This window comes from Lentzea albidocapillata subsp. violacea, assembly GCF_900100275.1.
Lineage (GTDB): Bacteria > Actinomycetota > Actinomycetes > Mycobacteriales > Pseudonocardiaceae > Lentzea > Lentzea violacea.
This window is the reverse complement of record NZ_FNET01000004.1, coordinates 108608-121877: the sequence shown is the minus strand read 5'-3', so window position 1 is coordinate 121877 and position 13270 is coordinate 108608. Positions and strand designations below refer to the sequence as shown.

The 13270-nt window shown below is 71.2% G+C and carries 15 protein-coding genes; 8 read left to right on the top strand and 7 right to left on the bottom strand.

Going from position 1 to position 13270, the window contains the following annotated elements; all coding sequences use genetic code 11:
* Positions 1-31: 31 nt before the first annotated feature.
* The 3 genes from BLR21_RS11075 to BLR21_RS11065 all read left to right on the top strand — a co-directional run bounded on the left by BLR21_RS11075 (position 32) and on the right by BLR21_RS11065 (position 2440).
* Positions 32-724: a GntR family transcriptional regulator gene (locus BLR21_RS11075; RefSeq protein WP_090005747.1), complete on the top strand. Its 693-nt coding sequence runs from the start codon at positions 32-34 to the stop codon at positions 722-724.
* Between the two features lie 115 nt (positions 725-839).
* The gene (locus BLR21_RS11070; RefSeq protein ID WP_090005746.1) at positions 840-1394 is read left to right on the top strand and encodes an RNA polymerase sigma factor; all 555 of its coding nucleotides are present in this window, start codon (positions 840-842) and stop codon (positions 1392-1394) included.
* A gap of 11 nt (positions 1395-1405) precedes the next feature.
* Positions 1406-2440: a hypothetical protein gene (locus BLR21_RS11065; RefSeq protein WP_256334626.1), complete on the top strand. Its 1035-nt coding sequence runs from the start codon at positions 1406-1408 to the stop codon at positions 2438-2440.
* Between the two features lie 51 nt (positions 2441-2491).
* On the opposite strand, the gene BLR21_RS11060 is transcribed toward BLR21_RS11065, so the two are convergent.
* The 3 genes from BLR21_RS11060 to pdhA are packed head-to-tail and all read right to left on the bottom strand — an operon-like array spanning position 2492 to position 5810.
* On the bottom strand, positions 2492-3739 hold the full coding sequence (locus tag BLR21_RS11060; RefSeq protein WP_090005745.1) for a dihydrolipoamide acetyltransferase family protein: 1248 nt from the start codon (positions 3737-3739) through the stop codon (positions 2492-2494).
* Complete coding sequence (locus BLR21_RS11055; protein ID WP_090005744.1) at positions 3736-4734, bottom strand: alpha-ketoacid dehydrogenase subunit beta; 999 nt, start codon at positions 4732-4734, stop codon at positions 3736-3738. Before BLR21_RS11055 ends, BLR21_RS11060 begins: the two co-directional genes overlap by 4 nt.
* Positions 4734-5810 (bottom strand): pyruvate dehydrogenase (acetyl-transferring) E1 component subunit alpha, encoded by a 1077-nt coding sequence (gene pdhA / locus BLR21_RS11050; protein WP_090005743.1) that lies wholly within the window; start codon positions 5808-5810, stop codon positions 4734-4736. Before pdhA ends, BLR21_RS11055 begins: the two co-directional genes overlap by 1 nt.
* Positions 5811-5971: 161 nt before the next feature.
* Here pdhA and BLR21_RS11045 point away from each other — a divergent pair, with 161 nt between their 5' ends.
* Both BLR21_RS11045 and BLR21_RS11040 read left to right on the top strand, forming a co-directional pair.
* On the top strand, positions 5972-6409 hold the full coding sequence (locus BLR21_RS11045; RefSeq protein WP_090005742.1) for an Lrp/AsnC family transcriptional regulator: 438 nt from the start codon (positions 5972-5974) through the stop codon (positions 6407-6409).
* 89 nt (positions 6410-6498) lie between these two features.
* On the top strand, positions 6499-7416 hold the full coding sequence (locus BLR21_RS11040) for an NADP-dependent oxidoreductase (RefSeq protein WP_090006035.1): 918 nt from the start codon (positions 6499-6501) through the stop codon (positions 7414-7416).
* Between the two features lie 6 nt (positions 7417-7422).
* On the opposite strand, the gene BLR21_RS11035 is transcribed toward BLR21_RS11040, so the two are convergent.
* The 3 genes from BLR21_RS11035 to BLR21_RS11025 are packed head-to-tail and all read right to left on the bottom strand — an operon-like array spanning position 7423 to position 9675.
* Positions 7423-7812, bottom strand: a complete 390-nt coding sequence (locus BLR21_RS11035; RefSeq protein ID WP_338061040.1) for a MerR family transcriptional regulator — start codon at positions 7810-7812, stop codon at positions 7423-7425.
* Positions 7813-7843: 31 nt separating this feature from the next.
* Entirely contained in the window at positions 7844-8479 is a 636-nt protein-coding gene (locus BLR21_RS11030; protein ID WP_090005741.1) for a response regulator, read from the bottom strand.
* Entirely contained in the window at positions 8476-9675 is a 1200-nt protein-coding gene (locus BLR21_RS11025; RefSeq protein ID WP_090005740.1) for a sensor histidine kinase, read from the bottom strand. Before BLR21_RS11025 ends, BLR21_RS11030 begins: the two co-directional genes overlap by 4 nt.
* Positions 9676-9846: 171 nt before the next feature.
* Between BLR21_RS11025 and BLR21_RS11020 the strand changes: the two genes are divergently transcribed.
* Together BLR21_RS11020 and BLR21_RS11015 are read left to right on the top strand one after the other, a co-directional pair.
* Positions 9847-10935: an ABC transporter permease gene (locus BLR21_RS11020; protein WP_090005739.1), complete on the top strand. Its 1089-nt coding sequence runs from the start codon at positions 9847-9849 to the stop codon at positions 10933-10935.
* Positions 10932-11597, top strand: a complete 666-nt coding sequence (locus BLR21_RS11015) for an ABC transporter ATP-binding protein (RefSeq protein WP_090005738.1) — start codon at positions 10932-10934, stop codon at positions 11595-11597. Before BLR21_RS11020 ends, BLR21_RS11015 begins: the two co-directional genes overlap by 4 nt.
* Before the next feature lie 15 nt (positions 11598-11612).
* On the opposite strand, the gene BLR21_RS11010 is transcribed toward BLR21_RS11015, so the two are convergent.
* Positions 11613-12026 carry a DUF4383 domain-containing protein gene (locus BLR21_RS11010; protein WP_090005737.1) on the bottom strand — a complete coding sequence of 138 codons (414 nt, stop codon included), beginning with the start codon at positions 12024-12026 and terminating at the stop codon, positions 11613-11615.
* A gap of 204 nt (positions 12027-12230) precedes the next feature.
* Between BLR21_RS11010 and BLR21_RS11005 the strand changes: the two genes are divergently transcribed.
* On the top strand, positions 12231-13259 hold the full coding sequence (locus BLR21_RS11005; protein ID WP_090005736.1) for a S1C family serine protease: 1029 nt from the start codon (positions 12231-12233) through the stop codon (positions 13257-13259).
* Positions 13260-13270 lie beyond the last annotated feature (11 nt).

The window sequence follows — 13270 nt, the reverse complement described above, 5'->3', positions numbered from 1 at the left end:
GACGACCACCTCGAGCCCATAAAGTGATCGCATGACGGGCGCGGACTGGCTTGACTCACTGACCGCCGACGGCGTCGCGCTCGGCCGGGTCAGCACGGCGGAACGCGTCGCCGACTTCGTCCGGACCCGCGTCATGGAGGGCGACCTCCCGCCGGGCACCCGCCTGTCCGAGGAAGCACTGCGCACCGCGCTGGGCGTCGCGCGCAACACGCTGCGAGAAGCGTTCAGGCTCCTCACGCGCGAACGTTTGCTGGTGCACGAGCACAGCAGAGGTGTCTTCGTGCGCACGCCGGACGCGGCGGACATCGTGGATCTCTACGCCGCCCGGCGGGTGATCGAGGGCGGTGCGCTCACCGCGTGGCCCACGGCGCCGGAGGAGAAGCGCCAGGCGGTGCGCGACGCCGTGCGGTTCCAGCGGGAGTCGGCGCGGGCGGAGCGCTGGAGCGACGTCGCCACCGGCAACGTGCGGTTCCACCTCGCGATCACCGGCCTGGCCGGCAGCGCCCGCCTCGACGAGGAGGTGCGGCGGCTGCTCGCGGAGATGCGCCTGGTGTTCCACCACATGGGCGACCAGCGCGAGTTCTACGAGAACTACGTGCAGCTCAACCGCGACATCCTCGAACTCGCCGACGGTGGTGCCGTCAGCGAGGCGGAAGAGGCGCTGCGGAAGTACTTCGACGTCGCCGAACAGCATCTCCTCAGGCGAATGCGGGCGCACGGCTAGCCCTCGCGCGGGCTCTTCCACCTGCGATCTTCGTCAACACCCGAAGCAACCTGAACGGTTTCGGCGCGCGTTGGCAAAGACGGGGTGTAAGGCGAAGCGAAACCCGAGGAGCTTCATGTCGTCAGACGCGGAACTGATCGGCAGATCGCTGAGCGGAGACACCGATGCCTTCGTCGAAGTGGTCAGCCGGCACGAGACCGCGATCGGGAACTACCTCGCGCGCCGAGTGGGACGTCAGACCGCCGAGGACGTGCTCGGTGAGGTGTGGGTGGCGGCCTTCGAGTCGCGGGCGAGTTACGACCGCTCGTACCCCGAGGCCCGGCCGTGGCTGTACGGCGTCGCGCTGAACAGGCTGCGGCGGCATTGGCGGTCCGAACCGGCCGAAGAGCCGGCCTCGGACATCACCCGCTTGGCGAACGAGTGGGACCCCTGGCCCGAAGTGGACGCCCGCGTGGACACGCAGGCACTGCTGCGGCAGGCACTGGCACGGCTCAAGGCGGACGAGCGCGAAGTGCTGGGCCTGGTCGCCTGGGAGGACCTGACGGTCGCCGAAGCAGGACGGGTGCTCGACATGCCGGCGGGCACGGCCCGTCGTCTGCTGCACCAGGCGCGCAAGGCACTGCGTGACGCCCCAGAGGTCGTCGCACTGCTGCAAGTCCCGACAACGTGAAAAGACACCCCATGGATGAGATGGATCTGATGAAGAAGATGCGTGACGTGCCATCCCCACGCCCTGAGGCGTACGACCGTGCTCGCACGGCGCTGAGCACCGCGATGGCCGAGCCCACCGCCACGGTCGTGCGACCGAAGCGCTGGTTCTCCTGGCCCAAGGCCGGTATCGCCGCCGTCGGCGCGGCAGCCGTGGCGACGGCGGTGGTGATGGGCACGACGGGCGGCACCGTCCCGGCCGAGTCCCCGGTCGCTGCCCCGCAGGCGGTCGATTCCCCGCTGGTGAAGCTGGCCTCCGACGTCAAGGACGCGGGCGCGCTGTCCGGCGACGCGTCGCTGATCATCCGCTCGACGACCGCGCCGGACAACTCGCCGTACGTCTTCTACACCATCTACACCGACAACGGGCATACCTTCCACGGCGACTCGGTGAAGACCGTGTCGGCCTCGGTCGCCAAGGGGGAGAACCAGGCCACCCCGTTCGACGCGAACGTGATGGCGGCGGCCCGTCTCGCCGCGAACGGCGACCTGGAGAAGGCCAGGAACGCGATGGTCAACGCCTCGCCCACCGGCTGGGCGCTCGGCCAGAGCGCCGCCGAGCAGGAGAAGGCGTGGGCGCAGCGCCAGGAGGCGACCGCCGAGGTCTACCGCATGAAGGGCCTGCCGGTGCCCCCGCCCAAGCCGCGCCCGACCGGCAAGGAGCTGGAGGACGGCGTCAACAACACCCTGTGGAGCAACACCACGTACGCGCTGTTCATCGGCGCGGCCAACGCCGAGGTCCGCTCGGGCGTGCTGAAGCTGCTCGCCACGATCAAGGACGTCACCATCGGCAAGACCGACGCCGAGGGCCAGTCCGCGCTGACCCTCACGGCGGGTCCCTCCCTGCAGGGCGGGACCGGTTCGCACGTGCTGACCGTGAACGCCGGCAACGGTCTGCCGATCCGTTCCGAGGTCATCCCGGCGGCGGGATCGGACGGCAAGCCCTCGGTGACGAACTACAAGTCGTCGCGCGTGAACCTCGCCGACGTGGTGGTGGGCAAGATCTGATCGTTCAGTCCTAAGAGGACCATGGCGCGCGCCATGGTCCTCTTAGGACTGTCACAGGTCCGCCATCGCCGACGCCGGAGCCTCGACGCAGTCGGCGACGAACCGGAGGAAACCGCCCGCCGTGCCGCCGTCGCACACGCGGTGGTCGAACACGAGCGACAGCTGCACGATGTGCCGTACCACGATGTCACCGCCCACCACCCACGGCCGGGGCAGGATCCGGCCCATGCCGAGGATCGCGACCTCGGGGTGGTTGATGATCGCGGCACTGCCGTCGACCCCGAGCACGCCGTAGTTGTTCAGCGTGAACGAACCCGAGCCCAGTTCGGCCGCGGTGGCGGTTCCCTCGCGGGCGGCGGCGGTGAGCCTGCGGATCTCGGCGTCGAGACCGCGCATGCTCAGGCGGTGCGCGTCCTTGATCGCCGGGACCACCAGGCCGCGGCCGGTCTGCGCCGCGATGCCGAGGTTGACCCCGTCGAGGTGGGTGATCTCGCCGCGCCCGGTGTCGACCCGGGAGTTCAGCTCGGGGAAGCGGGCGAGCCCCGCCACGACGAAGCGGGCGATCATGGCCAGGATCCCTGGTGCCGCACCGGATTCCTTCAGCTCGGCGCGGAGCTCCAGCAGCGCGGTCGCGTCGACGTCCACCCAGGTCGTCGCTTCGGGGATCTCGGTGCGGCTGCGGGTCAAGGTCGCGGTGACCGCCTTGCGCAGGCCCGTCAACGGCACGCGGGTGCGGATCGGCAAGCCCGTGCGCTGGTCCACGTCGCTCACGACGGCCACCGGTGCGGCGGCGGCTTCGACGTCGCGGCGCGTGATCAGGCCGTCCGGTCCGGTGCCGGTCAGCGCCTGGAGGTCGACGCCGTTGTCACGGGCGAGGCGGCGCACGATCGGCGACTGCACGGCGGGGCGTTCCCCGTTCCGCGCCGGCGACCGCACGGCGGAGCGGGGAACGCCCCTCCTTCGGCGGCGGGAGGTGCTCGCCCCGGAGGTTCCGTAGCCGATCAGGACGTTGCCGGAACCGGCGCGCTCCTCCTCGGCGTAGGTCTCCACCGCTGACCGCACGGCGTCGACCGAGATCAACGGAGAGCCCACCTGGAGGGTGGCGCCTTCCTCTCCGTGCAGCCGCGCCACCACACCGCCGAACGGTGAGGGCACCTCGACCATCGCCTTGGCCGTCTCGACCTCGGCGACGGGCTCGTCCACGGCGACCGCGTCACCGGCCCTGACCAGCCACCGGACCAGCACCGCCTCGGTCAGTCCCTCGCCGAGGTCGGGCAGCTCGAACACCCGGGGGCTCATGCGGCGTCCTCCCACTGCAGCGTGTCGACGACGTCCAGGATCCGGTCCACGCCGGGCAGGAAGTGGTGCTCCAGCTTCGGCGGGGGATAGGGCACGTCGAACCCGGTGACCCGGCGGACCGGCGCCTCCAGGTGGTGGAAGCAGCGCTCCCCCACCCGTGCCGCGATCTCCGAGGCCACGGAGGCGAAACCGGGCGCCTCGGCGACCACCACGGCCCGGCCGGTCCGGCGGACCTCGGCGCACACGGTCTCGTCGTCGAACGGGACGATGGACCGCAGGTCGACCACCCCGAGGTCCCGGCCCTCGGTCGCGGCCTGCGCGGCGGCGGCCAGTGCCACCGGCACCGAGGGGCCGTAGGCGATCAGCGTGGCGTCCTTGCCGGGACGCCGGACGACCGCGCGCCCGATCGGCGGGACGGCGGCCGACACGTCGACCTCCTCCTTCGAGAAGTAGTGCTTCTTGGGTTCGAGGAAGATCACCGGGTCGGGACTGGCGATCGCCGCGCGCAGCAGGCCGTAGGCGTCGGCGTTGGTGGCCGGCGCGACGACGGTCAGGCCGGGGGTGTGCGCGTAGTAGGCCTCGGACGAGTCGCAGTGGTGCTCCACACCGCCGATCCCGCCGGCGTAGGGGACGCGGATGACGATGGGCAGCCGCACCTTGCCGCGGGTGCGGTTGCCCATCTTCGCGACGTGGCTGACGATCTGCTCGAAGGCCGGGTACGCAAAGGCGTCGAACTGCATCTCGACGACCGGGCGCATGCCGTTCATGGCCATTCCCACCGCCATACCGACGATGCCCGACTCGGCCAGCGGGGTGTCGAACACCCGGTTCTCGCCGAAGTCCCGGTGCAGCCCGTCGGTCACGCGGAACACGCCGCCCAGCTGGGCCACGTCCTCGCCGAACACGACGACGGAGTCGTCTTCGGCGATCGCGTCCCGCAGCGCGGTGTTGATCGCCTGCGCCATGGTCATCTTCGGGGTCGTCGCGGAGCTCATCACGCCTCCTCGAAGTCGAGCTCGGCCCGCAGAGCCGCACGCTGGCCGGCCAGCTGCGGCGTGGGGGTGGCGTAGACGTGGGCGAACAGTTCCTCGGGATCGGCGGTCGCCTCGGCGTTGACGCCGGTCCGGACCGCTGCCGCCATCGCCTCCGCGGCGGCGGCGATCTCCCGTTCGCGGTCGTCGTCGAGCGCGCCGATCCCGGTCAGGTAGGTCCGCACCCGCAGCAGCGGATCGCGCGGCAGCCAGTCCGCGACCTCGTCCTCGGTGCGGTAGCGGCTGGCGTCGTCGGCGTTGGTGTGGGACTCGATCCGGTAGGTGTCGGCCTCGACCAGCGTCGGTCCCTCACCCGCACGTGCCCGCGCGACGGCCTCGCCGAGCACCTTCTCGAGGGCCGGCAGGTCGTTGCCGTCGACGCGCACACCGGGCATGCCGTACCCGATCGCCTTGGCCGCGAGCGACGGCGCGACGGACTGGCGGGCGAGCGGTACCGAGATCGCGTACTTGTTGTTCTGCACGAAGAACACCACGGGAGCGCGGAAGACGGCGGCGAAGTTGCAGGCCTCGTGGAAGTCGCCCTCGCTGGTCGCGCCGTCTCCGCACAGCGCCATCACCACCGTGTCCTCACCCTTGAGCCGTGCCGCGTGACCGACACCGACCGCGTGCGGCAGCTGGGTCGCCAGCGGTGTCGCCTGCGGGGCGACCTTGTGCCGCACCGGGTCGTAGCCGCAGTGCCAGTCCCCGCGCAGCAGGGTGAGCACCTCGACGGGATCCACCCCGCGGGCGGCGATGGCGGCGGTGTCGCGGTAGGTCGGGAACAACCAGTCGCCGTCCGCGAGCACCGACGCGCACGCGACCTGGCAGGCCTCCTGACCGCGCGACGACGGGTACACGGCCAGCCGTCCCTGACGGACCAGCGCCCCGCACTGTTCGTTCAGCCTGCGCGCGAACACGAGCCTGCGGTATCCCTCCAGCAGAGCCTCGGCGTCGGGTGCCGGCGTACCCCGGACCAGGCGCCCGGACTCGTCCAGCCACCGGGCCGGGGTGATGGCCGCCTTGAGCTGACCGGCACTCATCCGCACCTCCCGCGAGCAGTTTCAGTTGGTCCGAATGTTGCCTAGAGTTATGGCCATTCGGCCATATCCACGCGAGAGAGCGAGACGATTGGTCAACTGCTCCGATTCAGCGGGTCCAGTTGGCTCGGCATCTGGCGCATTCGACCTGGGAAGCGAGACACGTGGACACGGAGCTGGACGAGATCGACCGCCGGATCCTGCGTGAACTGGAGGCGGACGGCCGGTTGTCCGGGCGGGCCCTGGCCGAACGAGTGATGATCTCGCGCGCGAACGCCTACGCCCGCTTCGAACGGCTGGTGGCCGACGGGGTGATCACCGGCTTCACCGCGCGCGTCGACCCGGTCAAGGTCGGGCTCACCACGTCGGCCTACGTCGCGATGACGGTGCGCCAGCACAACTGGCGCGACCTGCAGACGCAGCTCCGCGCGATCCCCGAGGTACGGCACATGGCACTCATGGGCGGCGAGTTCGACGTGATGCTGCTCGTCAGGGCGGAGGGGAACAACGCGTTGCGGCGCGTCGTGCTCGAACAGCTGCAGACGATTCCCGGCGTCCTGTCGACCAAGACGTTCCTGATCTTCGAGGACGCCGGCAACTGAGTCGCCCGTCACATCGGGTAGAAGCTGACACCGGTGTCAACGAATAGCGTCGAACCGTCTGAGACACGACGGTGAAGGAGCTGTTCGCGATGAACAAGGCGTTGGGGTACAAGGCTTTCGGCGGTCCCGAAGTGCAGGAGTTCTTCGAGCGGCCGGCCCCCTCGCCGGGTCCCGCCGAGGTTCTCGTCCGCGTGACGGCCGCAGGGGTCAACCCGCTCGACCACAAGCTGCGGTCCGGGCACGCCGCCGCCCTGAACGGCCATCTGCCCTTTCCTCAGGTCCTGGGAATGGAAGCGGCCGGGACGGTACTGGAGGTAGGTGCCGACGTGACCGGCCTGGCCGTCGGCGACCGGGTCACCGGGTTCGCGCTGACCGGGGCGGGCACGTACGCGGAAACGACGCTGCTGCTGGGCGAGTCCACGGCCCGTATCCCCGACGCGCTGCCGGACACCTGGGCGGCGACCATCCCCGTCGCCGCCACCACCGCGCTGGACGTGCTCGACCAGCTCGGCCTGCCCGCCGGAGCGTCGCTGCTGGTGAACGGGATCGGCGGTGGCGTCGGCATCGCCCTCGCCCAGCTCGCACGGGACCGGAACCTGGTCGTGACGGGCACGGCCGGCGCGGCGAAGCGGGACCTCGTCACGGCCACCGGCGCGACCTTCGTCGACTACACCGAGGGCGACGTCGTGGACCGGCTCCGCGCGCAGGCCCCGAACGGCTTCGACGCCGTGGCCGACACCGTCGGCGGCGAGTCCCTGCGCGAGGTCGCCCCGCTGGGAGCGAAGCTCGTCTCGGTCGGGGACCCGTCGGTGACCGAACTCGGCGGCGTGGCGGTCCACCGCCGCCTCGACCGGCTGGGCCTTGAACGCGTCGCCGAACTCATGGTCACCGGGCGGCTGGATCCGCACATCACGCGGACTTATCCGCTCGCCCGGGCGCAGGAGGCGCTGGCACTCGTCGAGTCCCGGCACGCCACGGGCAAGGTCGTCATCGACCTGAGTCTCTGAGCGCGTTCACCCGGCACCCGTCCGGTACCGGGTGTTGATCTCGATCAGCTCGTCGAGGACGGCCCTGGCCTCGACGAGCTGCGTGATGCCGGCGGTCAGCCGGTCGCGTTCCCCCAGCATCGCGGTGAAGGCGTCCTCGGCGACGTTCTTGTCGTCGCTGTCCACGCACGGCAGCAACCGGGCGATCACCTTGCTGTTCAGGCCCGCGTCGAACAACCGCCGGATGATCTCGACCCGCTCGACCTCCGTGGCCGCGTAGTGCCGTTGCCCGCCGGCGGACCGCGTGCTGTGCACCAGGCCCTGCTGCTCGTAGTACCGCAGGGAGCGGGCGCTGACCCCCGTCCGCCGGGCCAGTTCGCCGATCTTCATCGTCGTGGCGAGAGACGTCGTGGTCACCCCACCCAGCCTAGGCCCTGGTTCCTCCGTGTCACCGGCGGATGAAACCGAGGCCGGTGGCACTGGCGACGGCGGAGGTGCGTGAGTCGACCCCGAGCTTCGTGTAGATCCGTGCCAGGTGTGACTTGACGGTGCCCTCGGTGAGGTGCAGCCGTTGCGCGACAGCCCGGTTCGACAGGCCTTCGGCGACGAGGACGAGGACCTCGGTCTCGCGCCGGGTCAGGGCGGTGTCGGGGGTGCGCAGCCGGTTCATGAGCCGATCGGCGACGGTGGGGGCCAGGGTGGTGCGTCCGGCGGCGGCGGTGCGCACGGCGGCGGCCAAATCCTCGGGCGGGGCGTCCTTGAGGAGGTAGCCGGTGGCTCCGGCCTCGATGGCGGGCAGGGTGTCGGCGTCGGTGTCGTAGGTGGTGACGACGAGGACGCGCGGGCCACCCGGCCGGCCGGTGATCGCGGCGGTGGCTTCGGCGCCGTTCATGCCGGCGCCGAACTGCAGGTCCATCAGCACGACGTCGATGCCGCCCTCGGCGGCGCGGGCGACCGCGGCCTCGGCGGTCGTGGCCTCGGCGACCACGATGAGGCCGGGTTCTGTCTCCAGCACGGCGCGGAGCCCCGCTCGCACCACGGGGTGGTCGTCGGCCAGGAGCAGGCGGATGGGGGCGTCGGTCACGAGTGGCCCTCGGGTTCGGCGTCGAGGGGGAGCTGGGCGGCCAGGGCGGTGCCCTGACCCGGGGCGGATTCGATGGTGAGTGTGCCACCGAGCGCCTGCGTGCGAGCGCGCATGGCCGCCAGTCCGAAACCGCCGTGCTCGGGGTCGGGGCGGGGCAGGTGGTCGAGGTCGAACCCGGTGCCGTCGTCGACGATGTCGAGTGCGATGTGGTCGCCGAGGTAGCTCAGGGTGACCTCGACGGTGGCGGCGTGGGCGTGGCGGACGGTGTTCGCGAGGGCGGCCTGGGCGATGCGCAGCAGGGCGACCTCGTGTGCGGCCGGCAGCGGTACCGGCTCGCCGGTGGGCCGGAAGTGCGCGGTGATCCGGTGACGGGCGCTGGTGCCGGCGCACAGGCGTTCCAGCGCGCCGGCCAGCGTGGTGTCGTCCAGCGCCGGCGGTGTGTGGCCGGCGACGAAGCGGCGGGCTTCGGCGAGGTTGTCCGCCGCGGCCTGGCGTGCCTGCTCCACGTAGCGGGCGGCGTTCTCCGAGGTACTGGGCAGTGTCCGTCCGGCGGCCCGCAACAGCAGCTGGATGCTGGAGAGCCCCTGGGCGAGGGTGTCGTGGATCTCGCGGGCCAGGCGTTCGCGTTCGGACAGGACCCCGGCGGCGTGCTGGGCTCGGGCGAGGTCGGCACGGGTGGCGGTGAGTTCGTCGATCAGGCGCCTGCGGTGCTCGCTCTCCCGGTAGAGGGCCTGATATCCCCAGACGACCGCCACCGCGACCGCGGCGCCGAGGGCCGGGCCGAGCGCGATGGCCGGGCTGAACGAGCCCTGGTGGGCGGCGAAGGCGGTGATCGCGGCGAGCGTGGTCACGGCGACGGCGGCCAGTCCTGCCCTGCGGGGCAGCAGGTGGAGCTGGAGGAAGTACAGCGGGAACGCGACCCACACCCCGTCCGGGGTCAGGGCCATCAGCACCAGCCACGCCGCGCTCAGGGCCGCCAGCCAGCCGGCGGCGGCGCGGCGTGAGGTACGGATGCGGGGCAGCAGCGGCCCGGCCGCGTAGATCAGCGCGCACACCGCCGCCACGGCGACGACCAGGCCGGCCTGCGCCCTGCCGTCGGCCACGGCCCGGCCGCCCGCCAGCGCGAGCAGGCCGGCGACCAGCAGGTGCAGGCACCAGTCGAGCACTCGGCTGGTCGGGGTCAAGGCGGCAGTCACAGTGACTCCAGGTTACGGAGGCAGGTCCCGTGGCGCCTCCATCGAAAGATAGAACCGGCGCGCCGTCTTCCGGCCGGGGAAGTGCTGTCCCCGGTCAGATGCTCCAGAGGGCGGCCGGCGGCGACTGTGGCAGCACACCGAATCCATCCTCAGAGAGGACAGGCCGCAGTCGTGTTCGTTGCCTGGAGAGACCTGAAGTTCGCCAAGGGACGTTTCGCCCTGATGGGGACCGTCGTCGTGCTGATCACCCTGCTGGTCGGCCTGCTGTCCGGACTGACCGCCGGGCTGGGCCGGCAGAACGTCTCCGCGATCACCGGCCTGCCCGCCGACCGGATCGCCTTCGCCGCGCCCGGTGGCGGTCAGGACCTGTCGTACGCCAACTCGGCCGTCAGTGAGACCCAGTGGCAGCGGTGGGCCGCGACTGCCGGCGTCACCGGCGCCGAACCGCTGGGCATCACCACCACCAAGGCCGGTGCCGGTGACCGAAGCACCGGGGTCTCCGTTTTCGGCGTCCTGCCCGGATCCGCCCTGGCACCGGACAGCGGCGAGCTCGACGAGCGCTCGGTGGTGCTGTCCACCACCGCCGCCGAGGAACTGGGAGTACGGCCCGGCGACAGCCTCACCCTCGCGGGGCTCCAGCTGACGGCGGCCGCCGTGGCAGGCGACGCCTTCTTCAGCCACACCCCGGTCATCTGGACCAGCCTCGACGTCTGGCGGAAGACCGCGCCACCCAACGACATCGGCGACGGTCCGGCGGCGACGGTGGTCGCCCTGAGCACCACCTCCGACGTCGACGTCGCGGCCACGGATCAGGTTCTGGGCACAAAAACCGTCTCCACGGACGACTCGCTGTCCGCAATCGGCTCCTACACGTCCGAAAACGGTTCCCTGCAACTGATGCGCGGCTTCCTGTTCGCCATCTCCGCGCTGGTCATCGGCGCCTTCTTCACGGTCTGGACGATCCAGCGCAGTGGCGACATCGCCGTTCTCAAGGCACTGGGGGCTACCACGACCGGCCTGCTGAAGGACGCCCTGGGGCAGGCCGTCGTCCTGCTCGTCGGCGGCACGCTCGCCGGCACCGGCCTCGCCGCGGCCCTGGGCGCCGTCGTCGCCGGCTCGGCCGTGCCCTTCGTCCTGACCCCTGCCACCGTGTTCGGGCCGGCCGCCGTGATGGTCCTGCTCGGCGCGCTGGGGGCTGCCCTGTCCGTCCGCCGCATCACCTCCGTCGACCCGCTGACCGCGCTGGGAAGTGCTCGATGAGCCTGAACCTGACCGATGTCACCCTCACCTACCCCGACGGTGACTCCCGCCTGACTGCTCTCGACCGCGTCACCCTGGACGTGCCCCTGGGCAGCCTGACGGCTGTGATCGGCCCGTCCGGCTCCGGCAAGTCCAGCCTGCTGGCCGTCGCCGCCACCCTCATCACTCCCGACGCCGGCGTCGTCACCATCGATGGCATCACCACCACCGGCATGACCCGTGCCGAACTCACCGACCTGCGCCGCCGCAAGATCGGCATCGTCTTTCAGCAACCCAGCCTGCTGCCTTCCCTCACCGCGGTCGAACAGCTTCAGGTCATGGCCCAGATCGACGGCCGCTCGCCGGCCAAGGCCCGCGGCCGGGCGATGGAACTACTCGGCGACGTCGGCCTCACCGCCGAGGCAGGCCGCCGCCCCCACCAGCTCTCCGGCGGCCAGCGGCAGCGCGTCAACATCGCCCGCGCACTGATGAACGACCCCACCGTCCTCCTGGTCGACGAACCCACCAGCGCCCTCGACCACGATCGCGGCGCCGCGATCATCGGCCTGATCACCCGCCTCACCCACCGGCAGGCGACCGCCACCGTCCTGGTCACTCACGACCGCGCCCACCTGACCTCGGTCGACCAGATCGCCGAAGTCCACGATGGACACCTCAGATGACAGGGGTGCGCCCGGTCATTTGGTGCGTCCGGTGAGCAGGCCGAGCGCGACCATGCCCACACCGAGCCCGAGGTGCAGCCAGTTGTCCGCGGTGTTGACCGGCACGAAGTTCGCCGCGCTGTCGTGGTCGATCACCAGACCGTAGAGCCAGAGCACGAGATAGATCGCGCCGCCACCGATGAGGAAGGCGCCGGCCAGGCGCGTGGTCCTCGCCATGACCAGACCGGCGACACCGAACGCGACGTGGACGAGGTTGTGCAGCACGGACACCGCGAAGACGCCGAGCAGCAGGGCGCCGGAGTGGTGGCCGGCGAAGGAGAGCTGGTCGTGGTTCGCCGTGACGCCGGGGATGAAGCCGAGAATGCCCACGAGCAGGAAGACCACGCCGACCACCGCTGCCAGCAGCTGGATCGGCCGATAGGACGCCATGTTGTGGCCTGAGCGGGAAGAACGCGTTGGAGTCAACTGACTCACCTCCGAGAACCGGGTACGCGAAGCGACAACGGTGATTCGGCGCCGGGCTCCTCCCGGATTGGTTTATCCGATCGTTGCGTCCCGCTCGACGTGCTCCCGCGTGCTGCCGGGTAGCCACTCCCGAGTGGGGTGGCTCGAACGCGCGGCGGAGGTGCGGGGATGCGGAACGAGCAGGTGCGTCGGACGGCGATCGCGTTGATCGCGGTGATGGCGGCGATCACGATCGCCGTCGCCCTGGTGGCGGGCTGCTCACCCAACCGAGGGGCGGAGGACCGTCCGGCGCCCGCGGCCGCTGTGGGTGTCTCCTACGCCGACCTGGTCGAACGCGTGTCGCCGCACGTCGTGACGGTGCGGACCGGCGGAGGCGTCGGCAGTGGTGTGGTGTTCCGGCCGGACGTCGTGCTCACCAACGAGCACGTCGTGGGGGACACGAAGCAGGTCGTGATCGAGTACGCCGACGGCAGCCGTTCCGGTGGGACGGTGCTGGCGACGGACGCGATCACCGATCTCGCGGTCGTGCGGACCGAGCGGACCGGCCTGCCCGTGGCCGAGTTCGGTCGCGAGCTGCCACGTCCGGGTGATCCGGTACTGGCGATCGGCAGCCCGCTCGGGTTCGAGAACTCGGTCACCGACGGCATTGTCTCCGGGTTGCACCGGGCGATCCCGGGGTCGGCCACGAGCACCCGTTCCATGGTCGACCTGATCCAGATCAGCGCGCCGATCTCACCGGGCAACTCCGGCGGCGCGCTGTTCGACACCGCCGGCCGGGTGATCGGCATCAACGAGGCCTACATCCCGCCGTCGGCCGGGGCCGTCGCGCTGGGCTTCGCCATCCCGTCGGCGACCGCGGCCGACATCGCCGAGCAGCTTCTGCGGGACGGCACGGCGGTCCATCCGTACCTCGGGCTGACCGTGGACCGCCTGACCCCGCGCGTCCGGGACCAGTTCGGCGTGCAGGCCGACCACGGTCTGCTGGTGTTCGGCGTCGACCCGGACGGACCGGCCGCGGCAGCGGGAATCCAGCCGGGCGACGTCGTCACGAGGTTCCAGGACGCCGAGGTCCGCGCGGTCGAGGACCTGCTCGGAGCCCTGCGCCGGAGCGAACCGGGCCGGCAGGTCACGGTCACCGTGGTGCGCGACGGACAGACGAAGGAACTCAAGGCCACGATCGCCGCCCGCACCCGCTGACACGGAGGTAT

Excerpts from the sequence above, each read along its gene's own strand:
- BLR21_RS11055 (WP_090005744.1), bottom strand. The coding sequence starts at position 4,734 with ATGAGCTCCGCGACGACCCCGAAGATGACCATGGCGCAGGCGATCAAC.
- BLR21_RS11010 (WP_090005737.1), bottom strand. The coding sequence starts at position 12,026 with ATGGCGTCCTATCGGCCGATCCAGCTGCTGGCAGCGGTGGTCGGCGTG.
- BLR21_RS11015 (WP_090005738.1), top strand. The coding sequence starts at position 10,932 with ATGAGCCTGAACCTGACCGATGTCACCCTCACCTACCCCGACGGTGAC.
- BLR21_RS11005 (WP_090005736.1), top strand. The coding sequence starts at position 12,231 with ATGCGGAACGAGCAGGTGCGTCGGACGGCGATCGCGTTGATCGCGGTG.
- pdhA (WP_090005743.1), bottom strand. The coding sequence starts at position 5,810 with ATGAGTGCCGGTCAGCTCAAGGCGGCCATCACCCCGGCCCGGTGGCTG.
- BLR21_RS11075 (WP_090005747.1), top strand. The coding sequence starts at position 32 with ATGACGGGCGCGGACTGGCTTGACTCACTGACCGCCGACGGCGTCGCG.
- BLR21_RS11070 (WP_090005746.1), top strand. The coding sequence starts at position 840 with ATGTCGTCAGACGCGGAACTGATCGGCAGATCGCTGAGCGGAGACACC.
- BLR21_RS11060 (WP_090005745.1), bottom strand. The coding sequence starts at position 3,739 with ATGAGCCCCCGGGTGTTCGAGCTGCCCGACCTCGGCGAGGGACTGACC.
- BLR21_RS11065 (WP_256334626.1), top strand. The coding sequence starts at position 1,406 with ATGGATGAGATGGATCTGATGAAGAAGATGCGTGACGTGCCATCCCCA.
- BLR21_RS11040 (WP_090006035.1), top strand. The coding sequence starts at position 6,499 with ATGAACAAGGCGTTGGGGTACAAGGCTTTCGGCGGTCCCGAAGTGCAG.